The sequence below is a fragment of the Halomicrobium sp. IBSBa genome, from assembly GCF_017612575.1.
Taxonomy (GTDB): Archaea; Halobacteriota; Halobacteria; order Halobacteriales; family Haloarculaceae; genus Halomicrobium.
Window position 1 is genome coordinate 1 of sequence record NZ_JADPQC010000012.1, and the last position, 24,537, is coordinate 24,537.

The 24,537-nt window shown below is 65.4% G+C and carries 23 protein-coding genes; 17 read left to right on the forward strand and 6 right to left on the reverse strand.

Translation table 11 applies throughout. The annotated features are described in order from the left end of the window. The first annotated feature begins 238 nt into the window (after positions 1-238). From IL252_RS16965 to IL252_RS16980, 4 genes are all read left to right on the forward strand, one after another. The gene (locus tag IL252_RS16965) at positions 239-565 is read left to right on the forward strand and encodes a hypothetical protein (RefSeq protein ID WP_208629010.1); all 327 of its coding nucleotides are present in this window, start codon (positions 239-241) and stop codon (positions 563-565) included. Between the two features lie 262 nt (positions 566-827). Beyond that, entirely contained in the window at positions 828-1,130 is a 303-nt protein-coding gene (locus IL252_RS16970; protein WP_208629011.1) for a HalOD1 output domain-containing protein, read from the forward strand. Positions 1,131-1,310: 180 nt separating this feature from the next. Continuing rightward, a complete protein-coding gene (locus IL252_RS16975) occupies positions 1,311-2,042 on the forward strand; it encodes a TrmB family transcriptional regulator (RefSeq protein ID WP_244257306.1) in 732 nt (243 codons plus the stop codon). A 75-nt stretch (positions 2,043-2,117) separates the two neighbouring features. Then, positions 2,118-2,285 (forward strand): hypothetical protein, encoded by a 168-nt coding sequence (locus IL252_RS16980; RefSeq protein ID WP_170094039.1) that lies wholly within the window; start codon positions 2,118-2,120, stop codon positions 2,283-2,285. A 164-nt stretch (positions 2,286-2,449) separates the two neighbouring features. Here IL252_RS16980 and IL252_RS16985 read toward each other — a convergent pair whose 3' ends face one another. Next, complete coding sequence (locus IL252_RS16985) at positions 2,450-3,070, reverse strand: hypothetical protein (RefSeq protein WP_208629013.1); 621 nt, start codon at positions 3,068-3,070, stop codon at positions 2,450-2,452. Positions 3,071-3,511: 441 nt separating this feature from the next. Next, complete coding sequence (locus IL252_RS16990; protein ID WP_208629014.1) at positions 3,512-4,879, reverse strand: nucleotide sugar dehydrogenase; 1,368 nt, start codon at positions 4,877-4,879, stop codon at positions 3,512-3,514. A gap of 403 nt (positions 4,880-5,282) precedes the next feature. On the opposite strand from IL252_RS16990, the gene IL252_RS16995 reads away from it, so the two are divergent. Beyond that, positions 5,283-5,792: a hypothetical protein gene (locus IL252_RS16995; protein ID WP_153553168.1), complete on the forward strand. Its 510-nt coding sequence runs from the start codon at positions 5,283-5,285 to the stop codon at positions 5,790-5,792. A gap of 619 nt (positions 5,793-6,411) precedes the next feature. On the opposite strand, the gene IL252_RS17000 is transcribed toward IL252_RS16995, so the two are convergent. Then, on the reverse strand, positions 6,412-6,690 hold the full coding sequence (locus tag IL252_RS17000; RefSeq protein ID WP_026190368.1) for a winged helix-turn-helix domain-containing protein: 279 nt from the start codon (positions 6,688-6,690) through the stop codon (positions 6,412-6,414). 380 nt (positions 6,691-7,070) lie between these two features. On the opposite strand from IL252_RS17000, the gene IL252_RS17005 reads away from it, so the two are divergent. The 9 genes from IL252_RS17005 to IL252_RS17045 all read left to right on the forward strand — a co-directional run bounded on the left by IL252_RS17005 (position 7,071) and on the right by IL252_RS17045 (position 14,728). Next, positions 7,071-7,622, forward strand: a complete 552-nt coding sequence (locus tag IL252_RS17005; protein ID WP_208629015.1) for a metal-dependent hydrolase — start codon at positions 7,071-7,073, stop codon at positions 7,620-7,622. Between the two features lie 96 nt (positions 7,623-7,718). Then, complete coding sequence (locus IL252_RS17010) at positions 7,719-8,132, forward strand: hypothetical protein (RefSeq protein ID WP_208629016.1); 414 nt, start codon at positions 7,719-7,721, stop codon at positions 8,130-8,132. Positions 8,133-8,426: 294 nt separating this feature from the next. Then, positions 8,427-9,008 carry an acyltransferase gene (locus IL252_RS17015; protein ID WP_208629017.1) on the forward strand — a complete coding sequence of 194 codons (582 nt, stop codon included), beginning with the start codon at positions 8,427-8,429 and terminating at the stop codon, positions 9,006-9,008. Then, on the forward strand, positions 9,005-10,120 hold the full coding sequence (locus IL252_RS17020; RefSeq protein WP_208629018.1) for a DegT/DnrJ/EryC1/StrS aminotransferase family protein: 1,116 nt from the start codon (positions 9,005-9,007) through the stop codon (positions 10,118-10,120). Before IL252_RS17015 ends, IL252_RS17020 begins: the two co-directional genes overlap by 4 nt. After that, positions 10,113-11,096 carry a Gfo/Idh/MocA family protein gene (locus IL252_RS17025; RefSeq protein ID WP_208629019.1) on the forward strand — a complete coding sequence of 328 codons (984 nt, stop codon included), beginning with the start codon at positions 10,113-10,115 and terminating at the stop codon, positions 11,094-11,096. Before IL252_RS17020 ends, IL252_RS17025 begins: the two co-directional genes overlap by 8 nt. 82 nt (positions 11,097-11,178) lie before the next feature. Then, positions 11,179-12,108, forward strand: coding sequence for a polysaccharide deacetylase family protein (locus IL252_RS17030; RefSeq protein WP_208629020.1), 930 nt, complete (start codon positions 11,179-11,181; stop codon positions 12,106-12,108). Positions 12,109-12,165: 57 nt separating this feature from the next. Further along, positions 12,166-13,116, forward strand: a complete 951-nt coding sequence (locus tag IL252_RS17035) for an NAD-dependent epimerase/dehydratase family protein (RefSeq protein ID WP_153553175.1) — start codon at positions 12,166-12,168, stop codon at positions 13,114-13,116. A 69-nt stretch (positions 13,117-13,185) separates the two neighbouring features. Beyond that, on the forward strand, positions 13,186-14,169 hold the full coding sequence (locus tag IL252_RS17040; protein WP_208629021.1) for a glycosyltransferase family 2 protein: 984 nt from the start codon (positions 13,186-13,188) through the stop codon (positions 14,167-14,169). 298 nt (positions 14,170-14,467) lie between these two features. Continuing rightward, complete coding sequence (locus tag IL252_RS17045; RefSeq protein WP_244257307.1) at positions 14,468-14,728, forward strand: hypothetical protein; 261 nt, start codon at positions 14,468-14,470, stop codon at positions 14,726-14,728. An 88-nt stretch (positions 14,729-14,816) separates the two neighbouring features. Here IL252_RS17045 and glmS read toward each other — a convergent pair whose 3' ends face one another. Both glmS and IL252_RS17055 read right to left on the reverse strand, forming a co-directional pair. Then, positions 14,817-16,613, reverse strand: coding sequence for a glutamine--fructose-6-phosphate transaminase (isomerizing) (gene glmS / locus IL252_RS17050; protein ID WP_208629023.1), 1,797 nt, complete (start codon positions 16,611-16,613; stop codon positions 14,817-14,819). Positions 16,614-16,760: 147 nt separating this feature from the next. Beyond that, on the reverse strand, positions 16,761-17,309 hold the full coding sequence (locus tag IL252_RS17055) for an HTH domain-containing protein (protein WP_208629024.1): 549 nt from the start codon (positions 17,307-17,309) through the stop codon (positions 16,761-16,763). A 292-nt stretch (positions 17,310-17,601) separates the two neighbouring features. Between IL252_RS17055 and IL252_RS17060 the strand changes: the two genes are divergently transcribed. The 3 genes from IL252_RS17060 to IL252_RS17070 all read left to right on the forward strand — a co-directional run bounded on the left by IL252_RS17060 (position 17,602) and on the right by IL252_RS17070 (position 22,872). Next, complete coding sequence (locus IL252_RS17060; protein ID WP_244257308.1) at positions 17,602-18,627, forward strand: glycosyltransferase family 2 protein; 1,026 nt, start codon at positions 17,602-17,604, stop codon at positions 18,625-18,627. Between the two features lie 28 nt (positions 18,628-18,655). Continuing rightward, positions 18,656-20,170, forward strand: a complete 1,515-nt coding sequence (locus tag IL252_RS17065) for a polysaccharide biosynthesis C-terminal domain-containing protein (protein WP_208629025.1) — start codon at positions 18,656-18,658, stop codon at positions 20,168-20,170. Between the two features lie 758 nt (positions 20,171-20,928). Continuing rightward, positions 20,929-22,872, forward strand: coding sequence for an archaea-specific SMC-related protein (locus IL252_RS17070; RefSeq protein ID WP_208629026.1), 1,944 nt, complete (start codon positions 20,929-20,931; stop codon positions 22,870-22,872). A gap of 54 nt (positions 22,873-22,926) precedes the next feature. On the opposite strand, the gene rdfA is transcribed toward IL252_RS17070, so the two are convergent. Beyond that, complete coding sequence (gene rdfA, locus IL252_RS17075) at positions 22,927-23,535, reverse strand: rod-determining factor RdfA (RefSeq protein ID WP_170094055.1); 609 nt, start codon at positions 23,533-23,535, stop codon at positions 22,927-22,929. Between the last annotated feature and the right edge of the window lie 1,002 nt (positions 23,536-24,537).

The window sequence follows — 24,537 nt, forward strand, 5'->3', positions numbered from 1 at the left end:
GGTGGGGGGTGGGCAAGTGGCGACGAGTCGGGGGGACGGAGACAGCCACTGTGTGTGGGGATTCGCTCCCCAGATACCACGTATCGGTCCAGGTGTATTGTTAGTCGATTCGTACTTCTCGGGCGGCGAAGTGACGGATTCGACTACCGATGGTAAGACCGGTGAAACGCTCGTCCGTGCGAAATCGTGACAGTAAGATAATACATAACATTCCGTGTCCGGTCGGCACCTCTCACCGATGACCGAACACGAATCGCTGCCGACCGACGCCTCGGACGACAAGCCAGACCACGTGCTCCGACTGCTCGCCTCGGAGACGCGGCGTGCAGCACTCCGGGAACTCCGTTCGGAGCCGTCTCGATCGCTCGACGCCCTCGCGGACGCCGTCGCCGACAGCGAAGGCGTCTCGGTCGAGTCCACGGAGCGACTCTGTCACCGCCTCCATCACTGTCATCTCCCTCGCCTCGAAACGGTCGGCGTCTGTCGGTACGATCCCGACGAGTCACGGGTCGACTACGTCGGCGACGAGACGGTCGAAGCCGTGCTCTCGCTGCTGGAGGAGTGATCGCTCGGCCGTCGGGAGCGAAATCGGTTGTCACGCGAGGGTCCACAAGAGTTACGTCTGTACAATCTAACTTTCTGTCACGTATGCAGTTCGCTCTCGTCTCTTCGCCTGCACGTCTGTGTCGTCCGGGCCCGACATCGCCGTCCAGTTCGAGCAGCCGGGCGTCGTGCGACAGCGTCCCGTTACGGGACCGCGTTGCTCGCCGCGTTCCACCTGCCGGAGCACCTACCGCCGACGGTCCGAGGGCGGTGAGACGAAACAGATGAACGGCGACCTCGTCGTCGAGTACGACGATGAGTTCGACTGCCACGTCGTCGAGTTCGACGCCGACGACGACCGGTCGACCAGCGAAGTCGTCGTCTACGCGGTGTCGGAGGTGTCGGGTGAGGAACCGACGACGCTGCGACCGCTGGGGAGGGTGATCGATCCGGACGCGCTGGATACGATCTTCGACAGGTGTACCGACGACGATCGGGGAGACGCCCACATCTCCTTCGAGTACGAGGGGTACGAGGTGACGGTGTTCAGCCACGGCCGCATGACGATCACCGAGCCCCGGTCCTGATCTGTCCGAGATTCCCGATACGGGCTCGCTCGTGTGTGTCACTCGCCAAATCACGAAGAGTACTTACGGGGCCGACGGCTACCATCTGTGCGTATCAGATGCGGTTCTCTTCAACTGACGGCCGGGGCGTGTCGGCCGATACTGTCCGTACCGGTGGGTACCGTGATGGGACGACGAGGCATGACAGCGAACACTGACGACGCCAGGCGGCGGGCGATCGACAAGCTCGAAGGCCTCGGGCTGAGTGCGTACGCCGCACGCACGTTCGTCGCGCTCGTCGAACTCGAGAGCGGTACGGCGAAGTCGATCAGCGACACTGTCAATGTCCCGCGCACGCGGGTGTACGACGCTGCCGACGAACTGTCCGAGTGGGGGCTCGTCGAGATCGAGTCGGCGACCCCGCGCCGATTTCACGCGGTCTCGATCGAGCACGCGCTGTTCGTGCTGGGGACCGAGTACACCGACCGGATCGACGACGTGACGGCGGCACTGGAGGCGGTCGGCTCGACGGAGTCGTCGCTGTCGCGGGACGACCTCTGGCTGTCGAGCGATCCGGCGGCGATCACGGAGCGAACGAGTGCAGTGATTGCCGACGCCCAGGAGTCGGTGTTGCTGGCGACGACCGACGACGGGCGGGCCGAGCCACTCGCGGACGCCCTCGTCACAGCCGCAAAGCGCGGCGTCGAGGTCCGTGCGATCGGCGTCGCCGACCGGTTCGACGAGAGCCCGGTCACCGTCGTGGACGACGACCGACCGTGGAATCCGGCCGTGTTGCCCCTCTCGACGGTGCTGCTCGCCGACGGCGAGGACGCCGTGGTGACGTTCCAGTCAGAGGAGTCACTGGCCTTCTGGAGCCGCGGCGAGTCGAACAATCTGCTCGTCCTCCTGCGGGCGTTGCTGGGGATCGAGTAGCGAGGACAGTCACCGGCTTACTCCGCGAAGGCCCACAATAACCAAACCCCTCCTCACGGACAGCGTGAACGAACCATGCCGTCAGTGACCGAGCGGACGACTGCGGGGACGGAGTACAGGGCGATCGTCGAACGATACGACGCGCGGCCGAACCAGTGTACGATCTTCCGGGCGACAGACGAGCACGCCGCCTGGATCACGGCCGACGAAGCGACCTACGTCGATCTGGCCCTGGTTCGGTAGCGCGCCTTCTCGCGGACCGTCGCCGTACCCGAGCACCGTGCGTTCGGCGTTCGTACTGTCACTGCTTTTGCGACGCCTGGATCGCGAGATTCGTCCTCGACGGACAGCCGCCAGTCACAGTCGTTCGCGCAGAAAACCGAGCCCGGTCCCGTAGATCGGCTGTTCTAGACCGTGCTCTGCTCGTCGGTCTGTCGGTCGACGTACTCGTTGGCGATCGCACAGCAGGCGAACGCGACGAGCACGACCGGGACGACGACGCCGACGCTGACGGCCGGGACGATCAGTGCGAGTCCGTACAGGGCCGTGCCGCCGGCAGCGAGCCCCGCGTAGTACCGGGGCCAGGGACGGCCCTCGTCGTCGCCGATGTCGAGGAACTCTTCGAGCTGGTCGGCGTTCGGTCCGAGACTGATCGTCCCCCGGTTCTGATCGAACGCCACGACGTTCATGTCGTCCATCTTTGGCAGATGGCACTGGTAGAGGCCGACGTAGACGCGCTTGCGCTCGCTCGACGAGATCGCCTGGACGGTCGTGTCGTTCTCGATGGCGGCGATGTGCTCGGCGAGGTCGCTCAGCGAGACCGTCTCGTTGTCGGCCGCTTCGAGGTACCGCAACACCTCGCGGCGACGCTGGTTTTTCAGTAGCTCGAACACCCGATCGACCGGTAACGCTGCCGGCTCGTCCGCCGTCACCTCGTCCCCTTCCTGCTGGGCTGACTCCGTCATTTCGTTCGTGTCGCCGACCGATCCACCCTCCGTCTGTGTTGACTCATCGCGCGTTGCACTCATAGTAGTCTCCCAGTGTTCGCTGATTCATGTTCGTGACCTCAGTTGATCGTCCATTACCGGCTTGTGTCTGTGTCTGTTTCCTCGGTGACCCCGTACCGGTGACGCGACGCCAGCACCCACCACGGATCCTGGCTTCGGTCCAGTGGACATATACTCACACCAGCGGGAGGCTTTTAATTGTTTCCTATACTTAACTTCTATTCTGAATGTTACCCCAGCTGTAATATTTGTCAAACAGACTATTATAACCGGCAGCCGGTGGTTACTCCGACTAATCGTACGTATAATCCGATTTTTCGGCCGAAATACAGGCAGCTGAAATCATCTTGTTATTTTCGGAAAAATAATAAATGTCGCTCTTCGAATCGCGCTGTTGGCCGCCACCGCCTCGTCGTCCGTACGTCCCGTGGTCGCGAAGGGTACCGGGGACGGCCGACAGTATCAGTCGGAGGTCGCGGGCCCGCTCCCGATCGTGTACACCTCGCCGGCCGTCGCCGGGTCCGTCAGTGCGTCTCGACCGTCGACCACGACCGGATCGGCGAGTCGGTCCCAGGGCACGTCGTCGAACGCGTCGTGGGCCGTCACCAGCACGAGCGCGTCCGGGTCGATCGCCGGGAGGTCCGACAGCGTCGCCGGCCGCCCCGGGAAGGCCGCGAGGTCGCTGCACACGGGATCGACGGTGTACACGTCGGCACCGGCCGCCGACAGCGCGGCGGTGATCGTCCAGGCCGGCGACGCCCGCGTCTCGTCGATCCCCGGCCGGTAGGTGACACCGAGGACGGTGACGGTCGCGTCTCCGATCTCCGTCCCGGCGTCGCCGAGCTGCTCGACGGTCTTGTGGACGGTGAACTCCTCCATCCGCTCGTTGACCCGGCGGGCGGTCTCCAGCAGCGGTGTCGACGTCTCGACGGTGTCGATGACGAAGTGGGGGTAGTAGGGGATACAGTGCCCGCCGACGCCGGCACCGGGATCGTGGATCTCACAGTACGGCTGGGTGTTGGCCGCCTCGATCGCTTCGCGCACGTCGATCGCGAGTTCGTCGGCCAGCCGTCCCAGCTCGTTGGCCAGCGCGATGTTGACGTCCCGGTAGAGCCCTTCGAACAGCTTGACGCACTCGGCAGTCGTCGGATCGCTCACGGGGATGACCTCGTTGCTCGTGAGCTCGCCGTACACCAGTTTCGCGACGCGCGTGCTCTCTTCGTCGACGCCACCGACGATCTTCGGGTAGCTGCCGGAGATGTCTTCAAGCGCACGCCCGCTGGCCGTCCGCTCCGGACAGAACGCGAGCGCGAACTCGTCGGGGGCCAGCCCGCTCTTCTCGACGAGCCGTGGCTGTAGCACGTCGACGCACGTGCGCGGGGGGAGCGTCGATTCGAGGAACACCGCGTCGCCCGGTGCCAGTCCGGCAGCCACGTCGTCGACGACCGACTCGACCGCGGACAGATCGGGACTGTCCGTGTCGTCGAGCAGCGTCGGGACGATGACGACGTGCAGCGCCGCCGAGTCGGCGGCGTCGACCCCGTCGGTGGTGGCACGTAGCGACTCGGTCTCGACGGCCGTCTCGACGGCGGTGTCCAGTCCCGGTTCGTCCTCGACCGGGGACCGGCCGTCGTTGATCGCGTTCACGACGGCGCTGTCGATGTCGACACCGGTCACGTTCCCCGATCGGTCGGCGAACACCGCCGCGAGGGGCAACCCCATCTTGCCGAGGCCGTAGACCGCGACCGGAACGCCGCCGTCTCTGAAGGCGCGTCGCTGCTCGTCGGCGGGACGGTCACTGCCGTACAGCCGACTCAGTGTCGTGCTCATCCGTCGATTCCTCCGTCCGGCGTGGCCGGTCCGTGATCTGTCGTCACCATCTGGTTTGCCAGTCCGACGAGAGCGCCATTGTTACGAACACCATTGCCCGGACGTACGACCGCGTTATGGATCGCGTGATTGGTCTCGTCGTCGTGGCGGCGTGGCTCGCGAGAACGTGATCCGTTCGAGACTGTTTCCGGCGCGATTCGTCGTCGGGTGGCGGCTCCGCGCCCGTCGTGTCGGCTGTCTGGAACTGCGATCCCACGCCGTCGCCGACGGTAATCTGTCCGTAGCGACTGTCCACCCGGCGAGTTCACCGAGTAACCTCACTGTTACTAAACTATGGGCGAGGGTCATATGTGCTGTATCGATTGTATATGCCGGACGCTGCGGGACAATCCGAAAACGTTCGATGTTCAGCAACAACGATGAACTCTCACAAGACACGGTGTTCGACGTGCTTAGCAGCGCGCGGCGGCGGGAAACGATCGCGATCTTACGGGAGGAGGAGACCCCGATCGAACTGACGACGCTGGCGGAGATCGTGGCCGCCCGAGAGAACGACACGACCGTCGAGGAGCTCTCCTCCCAGGACCGCAAGCGCGTGTACGTCTCCCTCTACCAGACTCACGTGCCGAAGCTCGTCGACGTCGGGATCGTCGAACACGACACCGACACGGGCGAGATGTGGCTCACCTCGCGGGCCGGCGCGATCGAGCCGTACCTACACAACCCCGAACAGTCCAGACAGTGGCACCGGTATTACCTGGTCGTGGCGGTCGTCGGTGGACTGGCGTTTCTGGCCACGTCGTTCGGCGTGCTCCCGTTCGTCTCGGGAGCGCTCCTCGGCCAGATTCTCGTTCTGGCGTTCGTTCTCCTCGCGGGTGCGCAGTTTCTCCTCGCGTGGCAGCGCCGCCTCTGACCCGCCGTCCGGGACTGTCCGTGGCGCGTCGCACTGTCGGCTGTCTCCTCTTGTCCCAGCTTGCCGGCCCGGTGTCCCGGCGCTCACTGATCGACAGCCGACGGTGTCACCGGCTCGACGCCGCGGCTGGCGGTCGCTGTCAGTCGGGTGGAATGGGGTAAGAATGAGGGTGGTCAGTCGTCGGTACCCGATTCTGGTAGCAGCTGTTCCGGTGTCCGTTCGTAGACCGGCGTCTCTGCGAACTCTGTGATCCGTTCCATTTCGCGCTCCGAGATGTGCTGAACCATCGCCAGTGTCTGGGTCGTACGATCCTATAGTAATTGAGTCCGTAGCGAGTTCTCTGCCGACGGAAGCGACGAGTTACCGCACGGAAGTCCCAGCGTTCTCGGGCCGTCGGGGGCGACCAGCGTCTTCGAGACGGTTCTGACACTGTCGACTCTCCTGATACTACCGGCTGTAAATCTGTGAACGATTTCGCCACCCCGGGGTGGCGAAGATCCTCACGAAGTTACAGCCGGCAGTATGAGAGACCGGCGCAACCTTCGGGGTTGCGAATAGCCCGAGCCAGTCCACACGGTAGCGCTGCTGCCCGTGGCTCGTCGGCGAGCGCCGACGGGCGCTACACCATGTTCTCGGCTTCGATCGTCTGCCAGACCCGGTCGCCTTCCTCCGTGAGGCCGTAGACGCGACCCTTCTTGCGCTCGTCGGAGACGAGCAGATCGACCAGTTCGTTCTCTCGGAGCTCCTGGAGCGCCCGCGAGACGTGGGCCAGACCCACGCTGGCGTCGTCGGCGATGTTCGACGGTGTCGACGGTCCCTCGTCGAGGCGACGCATCGCGGCGACCCTGTAGCGCGAGCTGATGACGAAACTCACGTCGTCCCAGTCGGGGTCGGTCATGACCGTCTCGCCCCCGATCGGTCCGTCGCGCCACTGGGTGACGGCACGCGACAGCGTCCGGTAGTACTGTGGAGTATCACTGTCGCTATAAGCGAGTCGAGTCGGACATAAAGACAGTCGGTCGTTAATCCCGTTCACGCTCAGTAAGCGGATCTTTCTCGCGTGGTCTCCTCTACCGACGGTCAGCAGGCGGTCCGTATGCAGTGGTCGGTCGGCCAACGACCGCCTTCGCATATGGCGTCCATAACAATACCACTCGGTTTCCGACCATCGGTCGTGACTTCCAGACGTGTTCACACCCGTTCAGAGAGCGTTATCGACCGTGCGGGGCGTATCGATGCCGGAGTACGAGCGACGCGACGAACGACCGACGCCACCTGATGTGGCCCTGGGAACACCTCGCCTGTGGCTACGTCGCCCTCTCGGTGCTGTCTCGTCTCCTCGACGGCGATCGGCCCACGGGCCCACAGACCGTCGCCGTCGCGGTCGGGACGCAGTTTCCGGACCTGGTCGACAAACCGCTGGGCTGGGGGACGACGCTGCTGCCCTCGGGGATCTCGCTGGCGCACTCGCTGCTGGTCGCCGTCCCGCTGTCGGCCGCCGTCGTCGCCGTTGCGCGCGCGACCGGCCACGGACGGGTCGGCTGGGCGTTCGCGATCGGCTACCTCGCTCACCTGCCCGGCGACGTCGTCTATCCGATGGCACTGGGCGGGCCGCCCCGGCTGGCCTTCCTGCTGTGGCCCCTCACGGAGACCGTCGCGTCCGCGCCGGTCTCGATCACCGGCCACGTCTGGGACCTCCTCGCTCAGTTCGTCGCCCTGCTGGCCACGCCCGCGGGACGAGTGTACGCCGTCCTCGAACTCCTCCTGGTGGGTGGGGCGATCGTCGCATGGGTGCTGGACGGAACGCCCATCCTACCCGACGCCCGGTAGCAGCGGCCAACCGACGAGTGTCACCGGTGTCGTTCGACGCGAACTGGCCACTACACCGAAAGAACCCACAAAAGCGCACGGGAGATACTGTATAGCATGGGTGCCGAGCATCACGACGACCAGTTAGCTGCTGTGGAACTCGACGACGAGCTGTCCTCGTCGTCGGTGACCGAGACGACGGTCTCCGTCGACGAGCTCTTCGACGTCCTCGCACGTCCCGCAAACCGGTACGCCTTGACGTATCTCCTGCGGGACGAGGGGCCGGTCTACGCACACGAACTGGTCGAATACATCATCGACGAAACCGATCCGCCCGAGGGTCTCTCGGAGCGGGAGTATCGTGGTCAGATCGATTCGCGACTGCTCCACGTCTCGCTGCCCAAACTCGAAGACGTGGGACTGATCGAGTTCGACGATCGCCGCCAGCGAATCTCCGAGACCGACGAGACGCCGGCCGTACTACCATATCTCCGCTTCGCGCTCGTCCAGCAGCGAAGTCACGACGACTGATACGGATCGCTGTCCCCGTTTTCCGGTCGACCTGGACCGGTGCAACTGTTCGCACGGGACTGTCTGTGCGGACCCTGGCGGCGACAGGATCGCGGCCGCCTCCAACAGCGATTGCCGACGACACGAGCGACGAGGTGTCTCCTCTCGGGGCCGACGACGACGCTCTCTCCGAGACAGGTGCTCCCTTACGGATTCATCGCGCGGCTAACCAGAGCCCTTCCTTCCTATCATCTCTATAACAAAGGCGTCTGTCGCGGAGTGACCTGACGAACACTGGCTCTCAGTGTGGATACTATGACAAATGCGAGAATCGGTGACGGGAGTTACGTAGCACCGGAGGCCGTCGTGGGTCGCGACGAGGACGCGGAGACGACCCCACGACTCGGCGAGAATGCAACGATTCGGTCGGGGACCGTGATATACGGCGACGTGACGATCGGCGACGACTTCTCGACCGGGCACAACGCTCTGGTCCGGGAGGGGACGGTCGCGGGCGACGACGTGCTCGTCGGGACCAACACGGTCGTCGACGGCGACGTGACGATCGGCTCGCACGTCAGCCTCCAGACCGGCGTGTACGTCCCACCGGAGACGACGATCGGCGACGAGGTCTTCCTGGGCCCGCACGCGACGGTCACGAACGACAACTACCCGATCCGCTCGGCGAGCGAACTCGACGGCGTCACGATCGAGGAGCACGTCTCGATCGGGGCCAACGCGACCCTCCTGCCCGGCGTGACGATCGGTGCGGGATCGTTCGTCGCCGCTGGGGCCGTCGTCACGGCCGACGTTCCGCCCGAGACGCTCGTCGTCGGTGCGCCCGGCCGACACGAGGAACTGCCCGCCTCGCTCCAGGGAGGGAACCGGATCGAATGAGCTCTCAGATCAACCTCGACGGGGTCTCGCTGGCCGATCCGGTCGTCGAGGACCGCGAACAGCGCCGCGTCCGGTCGGTCCTCGAAAGCGGGCACCTCGCGGCCGGCAGCGAGGTCGCGGCCTTCGAAGCGGCCTTCGCGGACTACTGTGGGACCGACCACGCCGTCGCCACCAGCAACGGAACGACCGCGCTCCACGCGGCGCTCGCGGCGCTCGACATCGGCGAGGGCGATCGCGTGCTCACCACGCCGCTCTCCTTCGTCGCGACGGCCAACGCGATCCGACTGGTCGGCGCAGAGCCGGTCTTCGCCGACGTGGACCCCGACTCGTACAACCTCGATCCCGAGGCCGCCCGCGAGCGCGTCGACGCCCTCGACGGCGACGTCGACGCCATCATGCCGGTCCACCTCTACGGGCTCCCCGCCGAGATGGACCGGTTCAGAGCCCTGGCCGACGCCTGCGACGCGACGCTCGTCGAGGACGCCGCCCAGGCCCACGGGGCCACCTACTGCGGCGAGCCGGTCGGATCGCTGGGTGACGCGGGCTGTTTCTCCTTCTATCCGACCAAGAACATGACGACCGGCGAGGGCGGGATGGTCGTCACCGACGACGACGCGGTCGCTCGTCGGCTCCGCTCGTTCATCAACCACGGACGCGATCCCGAGGACGGCTCCGTCCACCGCTCGGTCGGCCACAACTTCCGGATGACCGACATCGCGGCCGCCATCGGACGGGCACAACTGGAGCGACTGCCCGACTTCGTCGAGTCCCGACGTGCGAACGCTCGGCGACTCTCCTCCGGAATCGACGCGCCCTCGATCACGACCCCGACGGAGGCGGCGTACAAGCGCCACTCGTACCACCAGTACACCGTCAGATCGACCGACCGGGACGCGCTGGCGTCCGACCTCGAACGAGTCGGGATCGACACCGGCGTCTACTACCCGACGCCGATCCACGAACAGCCCGCTTACGACGACGTGGCGTCGTCATTTCCCGTTGCAGAGCGACTGACACGGGAGGTCCTCTCCGTGCCCGTCCACCCCTCGCTGGCGACCGAGACGGTCGAAACGATCGCGACTGCGATCAACACGGTGGTCGACGATGAGTGAGAACGGGTGTCTCAGGACCGGCGTCGTCGGCGTGGGTAACATGGGTCGCCATCACGCCCGCGTCTACGCACAGAACCGCGCCGTCTCGCTGGTCGGCATCGCCGACGCCGACGAGGCGACGGCCCGCGAGGTGGCCGACGACTACGACACGACCGTCATGTCGACCGACGAGCTGCTCGATGTCGTCGACGCCGTCACGATCGCCGTCCCGACCCGGTACCACGACGACCTCGTCGGGCGGGCGCTTGACGCCGGTGTCCACGTCCTCGTCGAGAAGCCGTTCGTGAAGGACCTCGCCGACGGCGAGGCGCTGGTCGAACGCGCCGCCGCCGAGAACCTCGTCCTCCAGGTCGGCCACGTCGAGCGGTTCAACCCCGCCATCCGAACCCTGACTGAGGTCCTGGCCGACCACGAGGTGCTCGCGGTCGAGGCCCGGCGGCTCGGTCCGCCGGTCGATCGGGACACGACCGACACGGTCACGATGGACCTGATGGTCCACGACCTCGACGTGACCCTCTCCTTGCTCGACAGCGGCGTCAGGACCGTCGACGCGGTCGGCACCTGCAACGGCCAACACGTCACCGCACAGCTCTCCTTCGAAGACGACACGGTCGCCCAGTTCAGCGCCAGCAGAGTGACCCAGCAGAAGGTCCGTCAGCTGGCGGTGACGACCCGCGACGCGCGGATCACCGTCGACTACGCCGATCAGGACGTGCGAATCCACCGCCACTCCGTGCCGGCCTACGTCGAGAACGACGGCGACGTTCGGTACCGCCACGAGAGCGTCATCGAACAGCCGACCGTCGCCAACGGCGAGCCGCTGGTGACGGAACTGGACGCGTTCGTCGAGGCGGTCGTGACCGACAGCGAGCCGGTCGTCTCCGGCACGGACGGGCTGCGTGCCGTCGAAATCGTCGACGAGATCGACGCACAGGTGTCGACCGAACTGGACGCCACTGCCCAGCAGTCCCACTAACCGAGTGTGAGACGACTATGATACTGTCTCGCCAGTGTGTCGGTCCCGGTCCACCGAGCGCTGTCCGCACGGAGGTGAGCGGATGGGCTCGGTCGTGATCTCCGTCGACGCAGAACTCGGCTGGGGCTTTCACGACGTGTCGGGCCACTCGGAGCGACTGGCGGCCGCCCGCGTCGGCTGGAAGCGACTCGCCGGGCTCTGCTCGGAGTACGAGATCCCCGCGACGTGGGCGGTCATCGGCCACCTGTTGCTCACCGACTGTGACGGCCGCCACGAGAACCACCCCCGCGGCCCGGAGTGGTTCCGGTGTGAACGCGACCGCTGGGCTGACCGTCCGAGCATGCGGTACGGACCCCACCTCGTCGCCGACGTGGCGGCGGACCCGGTCGGCCACGAGATCGGCTGCCACACGTTCTCACACGTCCTCTTCGGAGCGGACGACACGACGGCCGCGACCGCTCGCGCCGAGATCGAGGCGTGTCTCGACGCCACCAGCGCGACCGACTACTCGCTTCGCTCGTTCGTCTTTCCGCGCAACAGCGTGGGCCACCGCGACCTGCTCGCCGAGTACGACTTCGACTGCTATCGCGGTGTCGCCCCGGAAGAACGGACGCCGCTGAACAAACTCCGCGAAGCGACCGTCGGCGAGCCCGAGCCACGGCTCGTCACACCCACCGTCGACGAGCACGGGCTGGTCGATATCCCGGCGTCGCTGTACCTCTTCTCGTTCGAGGGCCGACCCCGGCGACTCCTGACGACGGTCTTCGAGGACCCGATTGTCCAGTACGCCCGACGCGGGATCGACGCCGCGGCCAGTCGGGACGGCGTCTTCCACATGTGGCTGCACCCGAACAACCTCGTCGGTCGCCCGGAGATCGCACGCATGCGAGCGATCTTCGACTACCTCGACGAGCGTCGCGCCGACCTCGCGATCGAGACGATGGGCGAGGTCGCCGCCCGCGTCGGCCGCACGGATCCGCCGACGGCGGGCCACTCCTCCGACGGCGTTTAACTCAGCAAACACTATAGGGCGGGCATAACAAACCCGACACGAGTGGAGTTCCTTTCCATGTCTGAACCCAACCTCAGCGACAGATCGGTGCTGGTCACGGGCGGTGCCGGCTTCGTCGGCGGCCAGCTCGTCCAGACGCTCGCCCCGGACAACGACGTGACCGTCCTCGACGACCTCTCGACGGGCGAACGCGACCGCGTTCCCGACGACGTGACCTTCGTCCACGGCGACGTACGCGACCAGCGCAAGCTCAAACAGGAGATCGAGGCGGCAGACGTCGTCTTCCACGAGGCGGCCGTCGTCGGCGTCCCGGCCTCGCTGCGGGATCCGCCCCGGAGCAACCACGTCAACACCGGCGCGACCGTCCAGTTGCTCGACTACGCTCGCCAGTACGACACGCGGGTCGTCCTCGCCTCCAGCGCCGCGATCTACGGCGAGCCCGAGTCGGTCCCGATCGGGGAGGACCACCCTCTCGAACCGACCTCGCCGTACGGCGTCGACAAGCTCGCGGTCGATCACTACGCCCGCGTGTTCGCCCAGCAGTACGATCTCCCGGTCGTCCCGCTGCGCTACTTCAACATCTACGGCCCGCGGACTGGCCCCAACCCCTACAGTGCCGTGGTCGACGTTTTCCTCGAACAGGCTCGAAACGGCGAGCCGATCACGGTCCACGGCACCGGCGAGCAGACCCGCGACTTCGTCCACGTCGACGACGTGGTCCAGGCGAACCTCCGGGCCGCGACCACCGACGAGGTCGGCGTGGCCTACAACGTCGGCACCGGCTCGTCGGTCTCGATCGCGGAACTCGCCGAGCTGATCCGGGCGGCGACGGACAGCGACTCCCCGATCACACACACCGACGAGCGGCCGGGCGACATCAGCGACAGCGAGGCGGACATCTCCCGCGCACGCGAACGACTCGGCTACGAGCCGACGGTCGATCTCCGCTCGGGCATCGACCGGCTCGTCGACGCGGCCGCCCCGGCGGATCCTCCTTCCTCGTCGTAGCGCGTCCATAACAAACCCGTCTCACCGGGAAGAGAGAGTCACCGATTGCTGCACGGACTTTCAGCAGACATGTTCAACGGACACTCTCTCAGCGTCGTCGTACCGGCATACAACGAGGAAGCACACGTCGGCGAAGTCATCGACACCCTCCCGGACTGTGTCGACCGGGCGTACGTCGTCGACGACTGCTCGACGGACGACACCTGGTCGGTTATCCAGTCACACGTTCCCGCCCGAGAACGGTCTCGGTCGCGGGCACGCGCGGACGGCGGCGAGGCGGCACAGACGGTCGTCCCGATCCGCCACGAGCGAAATCGCGGCGTCGGTGGCGCGATCAAGACCGGCTACCTCGCGGCGATCCGGGACGGCACGGACATCGTCGCCGTGATGGGCGGCGACGGGCAGATGGACCCGGACCTGCTGCCCGACATCGTCGCGCCGGTGGCCGACGGCCGAGCCGCCTACGCGAAGGGGAATCGGCTGTGTTCGTCGTCGGACCGTTCGTCGATGCCGACCTTCCGGCAGGCGGGCAACCGCATGCTCTCGGCGCTGACGCGACTCGCGTCGGGGTACTGGGGGATCGGCGACCCGCAGAACGGGTACACTGCCGCCTCCACGGCGGCGCTCGAACGCAGCGGCGTCGACGAGATGTACGAGTTCTACGGCTACTGCAACGACCTGCTGGTCAAGCTCAACGTCGCGGACTGTCGGGTCGCCGACGTGCCGATGCCCGCCGAGTACGGCGACGAGACCAGCCACATCGACCTCCGGACGTACGTGCCTCGCGTCTCCGGTATGCTGGCTCGGAACTTCTTCTGGCGGCTCCGCCGATACGCCAGCGACGTCGGCCCGGCGATCCCGGCCGGCTATCTGGGCGGGATCGCGCTTTCCGTCCCCGGCTTGGCGGGCGTCCTGTTCGCGTTGCTGGCGGGTAACAGCGGCTTACTCGCTCTCTCGTCGGTGGTCCTCCTCGTCGCGACCGTGGCTCTCGTGGCCGGCGTCGCGCTCGACCGCAGGCACAACGAGACGCTGGCTGTCGTCGTCGATAACTGAGCCTTACCGTTCGGGAGCGTCGGTAACCCCTCCTTTCGGTGTCCCTTCGGAAGACGCAACCACGCCGCCACCGACTGGTAGGCAAGTCAGTCCACTTCGACGGAACGGTTTTGTCGGTATGTACGGATTACCAGGTGTTGATGGCTCCGACACCCACCTACCTGGCTCTCCGCGACGTGGACAGTGCGTCTGCTACTGTCGGCTGTACATCTGTGACCGATCTCGTCACCCCGACGTGGCGGATCTCGTCACAACGTGACAGCCAACAGTGTGAGCGACGCCGATGGAGGACCAGACGATGACGAACGAGACGGACAACACCGACGGTGACCCGCTCGCAGACGCCGCCGCGACGTTCGCGGGGACGCCCTGGGAGGGCCGGCCGGTCGATCCGGACCTGCACAGCGATCTGGGGTACGAACTGGTCGACTGGGAAGTCGTGCCCAACGCTCGCGACGACAAACAGGTGTTCCTCCCGATCGAGGAGTCGATGCTCCGTGACGAGGCGTTCATCGTCGCCGAACCGGACGCCTGCTGTGACCTCGGCACGAAGCTGTAACCGAGCCCTCGCACGGAACGGCGTCCGTCGGTTCCGGTGAGTGGCTCCCCGCTCGACGCTCACCGGGACATCGCTACAGCCGTCTGTCTCACTCGACGGTCACGCTCTTGGCGAGGTTCCGGGGCTTGTCGATCGGGCGGTCGAGGCCCGCGGCGACGTGGTAGGCAAGCAACTGGAGCTGCACGTTCGCGAGCACGCCCGTCAGTGCCGGATCGGTGTCGGGCACCGGCAAGTGGGCGTCCGCTCGGTCGGCCAGCGGGCTGTCGGCCGGGCCCACCGCGACGATCGGCCCGCCGCGTGATCGAATTTCCTCGGCGTTGCTGGCGACCTTCTCGGTGTTGTGGCCCGTGTCGATCGCGAACACCGGCGTCCGTTCGGTCACGAGTGCGAGCGGACCGTGTTTGAGCTCGCCAGCGGCAAAGCCCTCGGCGTGTTCGTAGGTGATCTCTTTGAGCTTGAGCGCCCCCTCCAGTGCGACCGGGTGGCCGGTCCCGCGGCCGACGAAGAAGTACGCGTCGCTGTCTCGAAACTGCCGAGCCACGGACCGAACGTCGTCCGACTCGACGACCGTGCGGACGGCATCGGGCAGGGCCGCGAGCGCGCGTCGGAAGGGGCGGCCCCGCTCGGTCCCCTCGCGAGCGGCCAGTCGCTCGGCCAGTAACGCCAGCGTCGCGACCTGCGAGGAGAAGGTCTTGGTGGCCGCGACGCCGATCTCGGGACCGGCCCGGATGAACAGCGCGTCGTCGCACTCTCTGGCGGCCGTGGAACCGACCGTGTTCGTGACCGCAAGCGTGGGCTGGTCCTGTGAGTGAGCCTCCCGCAGCGCCGCCAGGGTGTCGGCCGTCTCCCCGCTCTGGGTCACGCCGACGACGATCGTCCCCGGCCGCGCCGGTGGCGGTGCCGTGACGTACTCGCTGGCCAGGTGTGCGCTCGCGGGGACGCCACGCTCGGTCAGCAGCCGCGCCCCGTACAGCGACGCGTGGTAGGAAGTTCCACAGGCGACGAAGGCCACGCGTTCGACGCCGTCGAGAGTGTCGTCCGCGAGGTCGTCGAGCGCGACGCCGTCGCCGAGTCGCCCCTGGAGGGTCTGCTCTAGGGCCCGTGGCTGCTCGTGGATCTCCTTGTGCATGTAGTGGTCGTAGCGTCCCTTCTCGGCGTCCTCGGCGGTCCACTCGACGGTACGAACCGGCCGATCGCGGACGCGACCGTCCGCGCCGGTCACCTCGTAGTGGTTCGGTCCGACCGCGACGATGTCGCCGTCGTCGAGGTAGACCACGCTGTCGGTGCGTTCGATGAACGCGGGCACGTCGCTGGCGAGGTAGTTCGCGTCCTCGCCCAGACCCAGAACCAGCGGCGAGCCGTTCCGGGCGGCGTAGACCCGATCGCTGTCGGCGACGACCATCGCGATCGCGTAGCTCCCGTCGATGTCGCCCAGCGCCGCCCGGAGCGCGTCGACCGGCGCTGCGCCCGCGGCCAGGTACTCCTCGACGAGGTGTGGCACCACTTCGGTGTCGGTCTCGCTCTCGAGGACGTGGCCACTCGCCCGGAGCCGATCGCGCAACGACGCGTAGTTCTCGACGATCCCGTTGTGGACGACGGCGACGCTGTCCGTGCAGTCGGTGTGTGGGTGGGCGTTCTCGTCGCTCGGTTCGCCGTGGGTGCTCCAGCGGGTGTGGCCGATCCCGACCGTCCCGCCGGGGCGGTCACGACGGACACGCCGGGCCAGCTCGGCGACCTCGCCGGAGCGCTTGACGACTTCGAGGGACGCACCGTCCGGCACGGCGATCCCGGCGGAGTCGTACCCCCGGTATTCGAGGTTGTCCAGTCCCGAGAGCAGCGTCGAGACTGCCTCGTCACACCCCACGCAGGCGGTAATCCCACACATCAGCGGCCATCCTCCGTGGCGAGACTGGGGCGTCGCTGTCGGTCGACTGCGCGTTCGAAGGGCGGTCTTGACATACACACTCGCTACCCCGCTCGCCACCTTTGTTATGCGACGGCTGTCGGCCATCCGACGGAGTCGACGGGCCGCTCAGAGACTGCCCGCAGTCTTCACTTCAGCCTGCTCTGTGGCAGCCAGGGGATCGCTCGCGAGTTCGGCCAGCCCCGTCAGATACGAGTGGACCGTCATGTCGACTTCCTCGAACTGGCTCGGGACGACTCCCGCCAGTTCGCCGTCGACGTACGTCGCCAGACAGATCCGCGGGAACTTGACGCAGTCGAACGTCTCGTCGGTGACGAACGATTCACAGTGCGTCTGTTCGAAGGGGAGTTCGACCTCGGGATAGCCGTCTGCCCAGCGTTCGAACTCCTCGATCTTGTTGTGCAGGTACCGCCCGACCGGCGACTGGGAACAGCGTTCCCCCGTGTAGAGACGATCGCCCCACACCTGGACGGTGAACCGATCGATCCTCTCTCGCTTCTCCAGTCCGTCGAGGCGTTCGAGAACGGCCGACTGTGTCGTCTGGGAGGGCGTCGGTGCCCCCAGCGACCGCACGAACACGTCGATGCGAACGTCGTCACTCGCTTCGACGCGCTCGCTGTGATTCGACCACCACTCACTGTACGGTGTCTCTGACATCGTGTTCTTCTTGTTGGGTCCGTCCCGGCCGACATAAGCGGGTTCGACCGTTCACAGAACGTGCCCGGGATAACTCTCAACTGTCGCCGATATGGTGGGGTTTCTCCGAGCGGGAGTCCCGGCGCTTCTGCCTGAATGCGAGTCGCGTACCATCCTCTTGCGGCGGACCGTCCCGGCCTTACCGGGTGAACGACCGTTCATCGGGCCGGTATCGAGACGAGAGCGTTCGGTAGCCCGGCCATAACAATGGGCGGGCCAGCGGTGCGTCGGGACAAGAAATGGTGATCGGTGTATGAGCTGCCGGGGGCAGGCCACGAGCGGGCACAACAGCGACACAGCGTCCGTTTCCGCCCTCTCCGTGGTCGTCGTGACCTACAACGAGGCCGATCGTATCGAGGCGTGTCTCGATGCGATCTTCGAGGCGTGTCGCCAGTTCGAACGGACCGAAGTCGTCCTCGTCGATTCGCGCTCGACCGACGAGACCGTTGCACTGGCCGCCGACTATCCGGTCCGCGTCTACCGTCTCCCCGCGTCTGTGGATCGGACGCCCGGTGCCGGTCGATACGTCGGGACACAGGTCACGTCGGCCGACGCCGTGCTGTTCGTCGACGGCGACATGATCGTCGAGCCCTCGTGGGTCGCGGCCGCCGCGGCGCGGCTCCGGTCCGAGCCCGCGGTCGCCGGCGTCGACGGCTGTCTCAACGACGCCTCCGGACGGACCGAACGCCGCGTCGACACGCTGCGTGGCGTCGTACTGTACGACCGGTCGATCCTGGCGTCGATCGGCGGCTTCGACCCGCACCTGCAGGCCCTCGAAGACGTGGAGCTCGGCTTCCGTCTCAGGAACGCGGGGTACCACCTGGTGCGGCTCCCGATCGTCGCCGCAACCCACCCCTTCGGCGACGGGCTACCGGAGCTGTGTCGCCGGTGGCACAGCGGCTACTACTTCGGCCGCGGACAGGTCTTGCGCAAGTGGTCTCGATCCCCGCGGATGGTCGCGCGGGTGTGTCACTACTCTCGACTCTACGCGGCGATGGGTGGCTGGACGGCGCTCGGAATTCTCGCGACCGGTTCGCTGGGTCCGGCTGGACTCCTGTCGTGGTGCTGTGTGACGGCGGCGCTGATCGGCGTCTGTCTCCGACTCAAGGGCCGGACCTGGGTCGAAAACAAGTCGATATCGCTCGTTCCCGTCTGGGCGGGCGCACTCGTCGGCTTCCTCGGCCCGCACCCGCCGCCGTCTGCCTATCCGGTCGGACAGGTCGAGCTGGTCGCGACGCCGACCGGGCAGACTTCCGGAGCGGTCGGAGGGATTCGATGACCGACGCGGCCACGCTGGGGGGAGGTTCGTGGATCGGTCGCTAACCGAGGCGTTCAGCGCACTGTTCAGTGCCAAGCTGGCGACTTCGGTGATCAGTATCGTCTCCTTACCGATCGTCGTCCGGGAGCTGGGGACGACCGGGTACGGGGACTACGCCTTCCTCATCTCCTCGTTCAGCCTCTACATGATCCTCGTCAGCTCCGGTGTCACGGAGGGCGTCCAGAAGTTCGTCGCCGAAGAGCGCCCGGACGACCGCTGGCACGAACACGTCGTCGGCTTCTACCTCCGGCTGACGCTCGGACTCGGGGCGGTCGGTGCCGTCGTCGTCGGCGCGGCCAGCGCGACCGGGCTGCCGAACCGCCTGCTCGGTGCTCCGTTCTCCTACTACTTCGCGTTGCTGGCGGTGCTGGTCGTCGCTGCACAGCTCCGGGCGTTTACCCGCCGGACGCTGATGGGGCTCGGTCTGGAGCGCTACTCCGAGCCCCTCCGGGTCGCGACGAAGGTCACCTGGGTCGGACTCGGACTCGGGCTGGCCGCCCTCGGGCTCGGCGTCGACGCCTTCCTCATCTCGAACATCGCCGGTGCGACGCTACTCGCCGTCGTCGGTCTCGCGGTGATCGCCCGCCGACTGTCGGTGTCTGCCATCCTCCGTGGGCCCCCAGACGACTTCCCCACCAGAGAACTACTCTCGTTCAACGGGCTCAACATCGTCCTCGTGCTCCTCTTGCTGTCGCTGTTCCACGTCGACGTGGTGATGATGCGGCTCCTGACCGACGGCGGACAGACGGGACAGTACAGGGCCGCCCTGGCGATCGCAGAGTACGTCTGGTTCGTTCCGCTCTCTCTCCAGACGCTGCTCTTGCACTCCAGTTCCCGACTGTGGGCCGAGCGTCGGTTCGAACGTCTCACCGACATCGCCTCTCGAATCACGCGCTACGTCTGGCTGCTCGTGTCCCTGATGGCGATCGGTCTGTTCGTCCTGGCCGACGCGGCGATCCCGCTGTACTTCGGTCCAGAGTTCACCGACACTGTCGGGCCGCTGCTCGTCCTGTTGCCCGGGACGATCGGCTTCGCGCTGGCCCGCCCGCTGTACGCCATCAACCAGGGGAGCGGTCGCCTCCGAATCCCGATCGTCGCCACGGGTGGGGCTGCCGGCATCAACGTCGTCCTCAACGCGGCGCTGATTCCGGCCTACGGGATGATCGGCGCTGCGGCCGCCACCAGCGTCGGCTACGGTTCGATGTTCGCCTTCCACGTCGCCTGTGCGCGGTATCTGGGGTATCGACCGCTGGACGATCTCCGGCTCCCGTCGCTGGTTGGGACCGTGGTCGTCGCCGGACCCGTCATCTACGCCGTCGACGCCGTTCTCGTCGGCGACTACCTCTCTCTCGCGGTGGTCCCGGTCGTCGGTGCAGTCGTCTACACGATCGTCGCCGTGGCGTTCGGTGCGGTGACCGTCGACGAACTCCGGTCGGTCACCGGTGCGCTGCCCGCACCGGTCGGTCCTCGGCTCCGGGGGCTCTTGCCGGGGTCGGACCGGTGACGTGTCGCGTCACTTGGCAAATTAATTCCCGAATCTCAAGTGAAGAAATGTAAACTGGTGGCCCATACCATCAACAGGGTGTGACGTTCGACCGGCCGCCGCGACGTATCCGACCTCCAGTTTCGTCTGGAAATATATCGAACACAACAGCCGCCATCATCAATACTTTTCTGGTGTCGTGTCGCCGATCGAGAGGGCTGGTGCCGTGCGCTACGTGATCGTCTTGCAGGTGACGATGCGACCGCCGACGGCGGTACCCCTGCTCTGTGCCTGTCTCGCGGCCGCACGTGAAATCGAACTGTTCGGTCGTGGGGTCGTCTCGCTCCGGACACGCCCGCGCAATCTCGACGTGTACCGGAGGTCAGTCCGACGTCGCACGATCCGGGCCACGGATTCGAGCATATCAGCGAGAGACGACTACTCAATTTCGATACTGCATCTCAAACTGGTGGTTCGTTTCTCGTTCCGAGCAAGTGTACGCAGCCGTATACGTTCTCGGTGAGCTAGTGCTTCCGGCCAGTCGTCGCCGTGCGTCCTCCCGAACGTGTCAATCTCAGCATACCGTTTCCGACCCGCGATTTCCCCGCTCGACCTCGATAGTGCTATCACTGGTACCACCGTTATTTCCTTCTCGTGAACACCTGTACCGGCTCCCGGACAGCGACCAGTCAGTTTCGAAAGAGTTTCTCCCCGACGGCGACAGTCCTTACATCTGTCATACCAGAATCTACAAATAGGAGCGCGCCGTGGGCTGCCACATGGACTCCGGAACGCTGACCGTCGAGAATATCGGCGGCATCGAGCACACGACAGCAGAGATACCGCCCGGCGTAACCGTCCTCGCGAGCCCGAACGCCTCGAACAAGACATCGTTTCTCCGATCGGTGATGGCCGCGCTCGGTAGCGATCAGGTCTCGCTCAAAGGCGACGCAGACGAAGGGTCGGTGAGCCTCGAAATCGACGGGACGACGTACGAACGAACGTTCGAACGAACGGGTGCGACCGTCCGCTCGGACGGCACCCCCTACCTCGACGACTCTGCCGTCGCGGATCTCTTTGCCTTCCTGTTGAAGTCCAACGAGGCCAGGCGTGCCGTCCAGTCGACCGTCGATCTGCGGGAACTCATCATGCGACCGGTCGATACCGAAGCGATCCAGTCCGAGATCGAGCGCTGTCAGCGCGAACGCGATCAAATCGACGAGCAACTGGACGAGATCGACTCGCTCAAGCAACGACTGCCCGACCTCGAAGAGCGAAAGCGCGAGCTACAAGAGGAGGTCGAGGCGAAGCGTTCGGAGCTGGAGTCACTCGAAGCGGATATCGAAGAGGCCGACGCCTCCGTCGAAAATCAGCGCGAGGAACGCGACGAACTCGAAGCGGCGCTGGAAGAGCTTCGAGACGTTCGATCGACACTCGAAGACGTTCGCTACGAGATCGAGGCAAAGCGCAAGCGCCACTCCTCGCTCAAGGAGGAGCGAAACGAGCTCGAAACCGAGATCGACGAACTGGCCGACGTTCCCGAAGACGAACTGGCCAACATCGAGAGCCACGTCGACGACCTTCGCTCCCAGAAGCAGCAACTCGACGCTGAAATCAGCGAACTCCAGAAGACGATCCAGTTCAACGAGAAGATGATCGACGAGGCGACGAGCGGGAGTCACCCGGCCGTCGACATCGCGACCGACGGTGGGGACGGTGCCACCGTGACCGACCAACTCCTCGATCAGCGCCAGGAGACGGTCTGTTGGACCTGTGGCTCTGAGGTCGAGATCGATCAGATCGAGGACACCGTCGCCAACCTCCGTGACGTGCGCCGCGAGAAGCTCGACACGATCGACGACATCGAGTCGGAACTCGACGAGTACAAGCGCCAGAAGAAGTCCTACGAGTCCCAGCAACGCGAACGCGATCAGGCACAGCGCCGCCTCGCGCGCGTGGAGAACGATATCGAATCCACTGACAGCGCGCTCGAACGACTGACCGAACGCAAAGACGAACTCACTGACGAGGTCGAAGACCTCGAAGCGCGCGTCGAGGACCTCGAATCCGGTAGCTACGACGAGGTCCTGGAACTCCACCGGACCGCCAACGACATGGAGTACGAGCTCGGACGACTGGAGACCGAACGCGACGAAGTCGAGAGCGAGATCGAGGACATCGAGTCCCGCGTCGCCGAGGCAGACGACCTGCGCGCACAGCGCGAGCAACTCCAGGAAGAACTGACGGACCTCCGCACTCGCATCGACCAGATCGAGGCCGACGCCGTCGAGCAGTTCAACGACCACATGGAACAGCTCCTCGGCATCCTCGACTACGACAACATCGAACGGATCTGGATCGAGATCGTCGAGGAGGAGGTCAGAAAGGGACGACGTAAGACCACCGAACGGACCTTCGAACTCCACGTCATCCGTAGCAGCGACAGCGGCGTCGCCTACGAAGACACCGTCGACCACCTCAGCGACTCCGAGCGGGAGGTGACTGGACTGGTGTTCGCCCTGGCCGGCTACCTGGTTCACGACGTTCACGAGGACGTGCCAGTGATGATTATGGACGCACTCGAACCGATCGACTCCGAGCGCATCGCCGCACTCGTCGAGTACTTCGAGTCGTACGTCGACTACCTCGTCGTCGCATTGCTGCCCGAAGACGCCGACGCTCTGGAGATCGACCACCACCGAATCACCGACATCGGCGCGTAACGACCGCTGGTGGCTTTCGAACGGCCTCCAACGTGACTGCTGCGACTGACGGTGTCAGCTCTCCTCGCTTTCACACTCACAACCGCCCTCGTCGAGCAACGACGCCACGGTCCTCTGTGTCTCGCAGTCCCGACAGTACACCTGAAAGTCGATGATGAGCCGGAAGTCGCCGAGCGATATCCGGCCGGTGTCGCGCAGTCGCGTCAGCTTCTCTTCGGTGACCGACGTCGCCCGACTGACGAGACGCTGGATCGTCGTCTTTTGCTTCTCGATGTGCTCTTCGTCGCTTGGCGTCTCGTACTCCGCGTCCCGGACGTCTTTGACGTAGGACCTGATCGCCTGGTACGTGACGAAGTCGCTCTGTAGCTGCTCGACGTCGACTCCTTCCCGTTCGAGCCGCGTCTCGATGGTTGCACGGTCCGTCTCGGCGTCGTCGTTCGCCAGGGCCTCGTAGATCGCCTTCCCGTCGCTGTCGAAGTGCGTGATACCTTCACTCTCCAGTCGCGCGTCGACCAGCGCGACGTTGAACTCGGTCGCGAGCTGGCGGAGGCTCTTCCGATCGTCGCCGTCGGCCGTCCAACTGGCGACGAGTTCGTCTCCCAGGCCACCCAGCCCGTACTCGTCCAGCAATCGTTCGACTTTGCTTCGCCGCTGTCTGTTCATACGTGGTTCCAACGCGCTCCCGGGTTATGTAAATTGCTTCCGCCTTCCACACCGACCGTCCACTACGGTGAAATAACGCAGGTATCGCCGTTACGTTTCACCGTGTCCTCTCGTGGCTGTCGTGTCGGATACTGCCACAGCTACACTTCGAATGCTAGGCCAATCGTGAACTCTTCACCGAATAGCGAGGATATAGTAGAGTAGGCGACAGTATAGGGGCACTATGGGAAATACGGGTGTATATGTAGGCTTACGTGTCTAACACTGAGAAATACATCTAGAAACATCTCGAAACTCTGTACAAAATGGGAAAGATACCTATAGGACACTCTCCCTAAGCGAATAATCGGGGTGATACAGATACGTCCTCGACGGCCTTCCGGAAACGTGGGATGGTCCTCCTGTTTGTGTTCGCTGGCGATTCACTGTGGTCGTCGCCTCCGCTGCAAGACTCACACTGTTGGCCGTCATCGTCACACGGTACTCGCTACCCGGTGGGCGAGACATCCCACGCAGATAGCTCGCTGCCCGTGTCGGGTCGATCGTCTGACTGTCCGCTGTCACTGTGGTTGCTGTGTGCCCGTGGTGGAGTCGTCGTCGTTCGGGGACTTCCAGCGTCGATTCCGTCCGTCCCCTCTGTCTCGCTTATATCCCCTCGGTCAGTTCACACGACGGCGCGGACCACCACACGTGAGCCGTGTGCTGCCATCACAGGGCGGCTTCGAGACGTGCGATTTATATGTACCCCTCCCATCGGGTGTAATACGAAGGTCGCGCCGGGTCGCCCGGCAAGGCCGGGCCGGCAAACCGCCGTGGTTTGTCGGCCACGAAGAGTGAGAGTGTGCCCACCTCGCCGCTCCGCGGCGAGTGGCCCTCTCGCGAAGGATGAGGATCTCACCCCTGCGGTCCGCCGTCAAGATGAGATCTGATGTGAGCCCTGACGGACCCAACACGATGTAGCTGGGGAGGGATACCCCAGCGTTTGCTTCCGACGGAGTGATA

What these genes read in the sequence shown, in the direction of transcription:
- IL252_RS16965 (WP_208629010.1), top strand. Translation starts at nt 239, where the DNA reads ATGACCGAACACGAATCGCTGCCGACCGACGCCTCGGACGACAAGCCA.
- IL252_RS16970 (WP_208629011.1), top strand. Translation starts at nt 828, where the DNA reads ATGAACGGCGACCTCGTCGTCGAGTACGACGATGAGTTCGACTGCCAC.
- IL252_RS16975 (WP_244257306.1), top strand. Translation starts at nt 1,311, where the DNA reads ATGACAGCGAACACTGACGACGCCAGGCGGCGGGCGATCGACAAGCTC.
- IL252_RS16980 (WP_170094039.1), top strand. Translation starts at nt 2,118, where the DNA reads ATGCCGTCAGTGACCGAGCGGACGACTGCGGGGACGGAGTACAGGGCG.
- IL252_RS16985 (WP_208629013.1), bottom strand. Translation starts at nt 3,070, where the DNA reads ATGAGTGCAACGCGCGATGAGTCAACACAGACGGAGGGTGGATCGGTC.
- IL252_RS16990 (WP_208629014.1), bottom strand. Translation starts at nt 4,879, where the DNA reads ATGAGCACGACACTGAGTCGGCTGTACGGCAGTGACCGTCCCGCCGAC.
- IL252_RS16995 (WP_153553168.1), top strand. Translation starts at nt 5,283, where the DNA reads ATGTTCAGCAACAACGATGAACTCTCACAAGACACGGTGTTCGACGTG.
- IL252_RS17000 (WP_026190368.1), bottom strand. Translation starts at nt 6,690, where the DNA reads ATGACCGACCCCGACTGGGACGACGTGAGTTTCGTCATCAGCTCGCGC.
- IL252_RS17005 (WP_208629015.1), top strand. Translation starts at nt 7,071, where the DNA reads ATGTGGCCCTGGGAACACCTCGCCTGTGGCTACGTCGCCCTCTCGGTG.
- IL252_RS17010 (WP_208629016.1), top strand. Translation starts at nt 7,719, where the DNA reads ATGGGTGCCGAGCATCACGACGACCAGTTAGCTGCTGTGGAACTCGAC.
- IL252_RS17015 (WP_208629017.1), top strand. Translation starts at nt 8,427, where the DNA reads ATGACAAATGCGAGAATCGGTGACGGGAGTTACGTAGCACCGGAGGCC.
- IL252_RS17020 (WP_208629018.1), top strand. Translation starts at nt 9,005, where the DNA reads ATGAGCTCTCAGATCAACCTCGACGGGGTCTCGCTGGCCGATCCGGTC.
- IL252_RS17025 (WP_208629019.1), top strand. Translation starts at nt 10,113, where the DNA reads ATGAGTGAGAACGGGTGTCTCAGGACCGGCGTCGTCGGCGTGGGTAAC.
- IL252_RS17030 (WP_208629020.1), top strand. Translation starts at nt 11,179, where the DNA reads ATGGGCTCGGTCGTGATCTCCGTCGACGCAGAACTCGGCTGGGGCTTT.
- IL252_RS17035 (WP_153553175.1), top strand. Translation starts at nt 12,166, where the DNA reads ATGTCTGAACCCAACCTCAGCGACAGATCGGTGCTGGTCACGGGCGGT.
- IL252_RS17040 (WP_208629021.1), top strand. Translation starts at nt 13,186, where the DNA reads ATGTTCAACGGACACTCTCTCAGCGTCGTCGTACCGGCATACAACGAG.
- IL252_RS17045 (WP_244257307.1), top strand. Translation starts at nt 14,468, where the DNA reads ATGACGAACGAGACGGACAACACCGACGGTGACCCGCTCGCAGACGCC.
- glmS (WP_208629023.1), bottom strand. Translation starts at nt 16,613, where the DNA reads ATGTGTGGGATTACCGCCTGCGTGGGGTGTGACGAGGCAGTCTCGACG.
- IL252_RS17055 (WP_208629024.1), bottom strand. Translation starts at nt 17,309, where the DNA reads ATGTCAGAGACACCGTACAGTGAGTGGTGGTCGAATCACAGCGAGCGC.
- IL252_RS17060 (WP_244257308.1), top strand. Translation starts at nt 17,602, where the DNA reads ATGAGCTGCCGGGGGCAGGCCACGAGCGGGCACAACAGCGACACAGCG.
- IL252_RS17070 (WP_208629026.1), top strand. Translation starts at nt 20,929, where the DNA reads ATGGACTCCGGAACGCTGACCGTCGAGAATATCGGCGGCATCGAGCAC.
- rdfA (WP_170094055.1), bottom strand. Translation starts at nt 23,535, where the DNA reads ATGAACAGACAGCGGCGAAGCAAAGTCGAACGATTGCTGGACGAGTAC.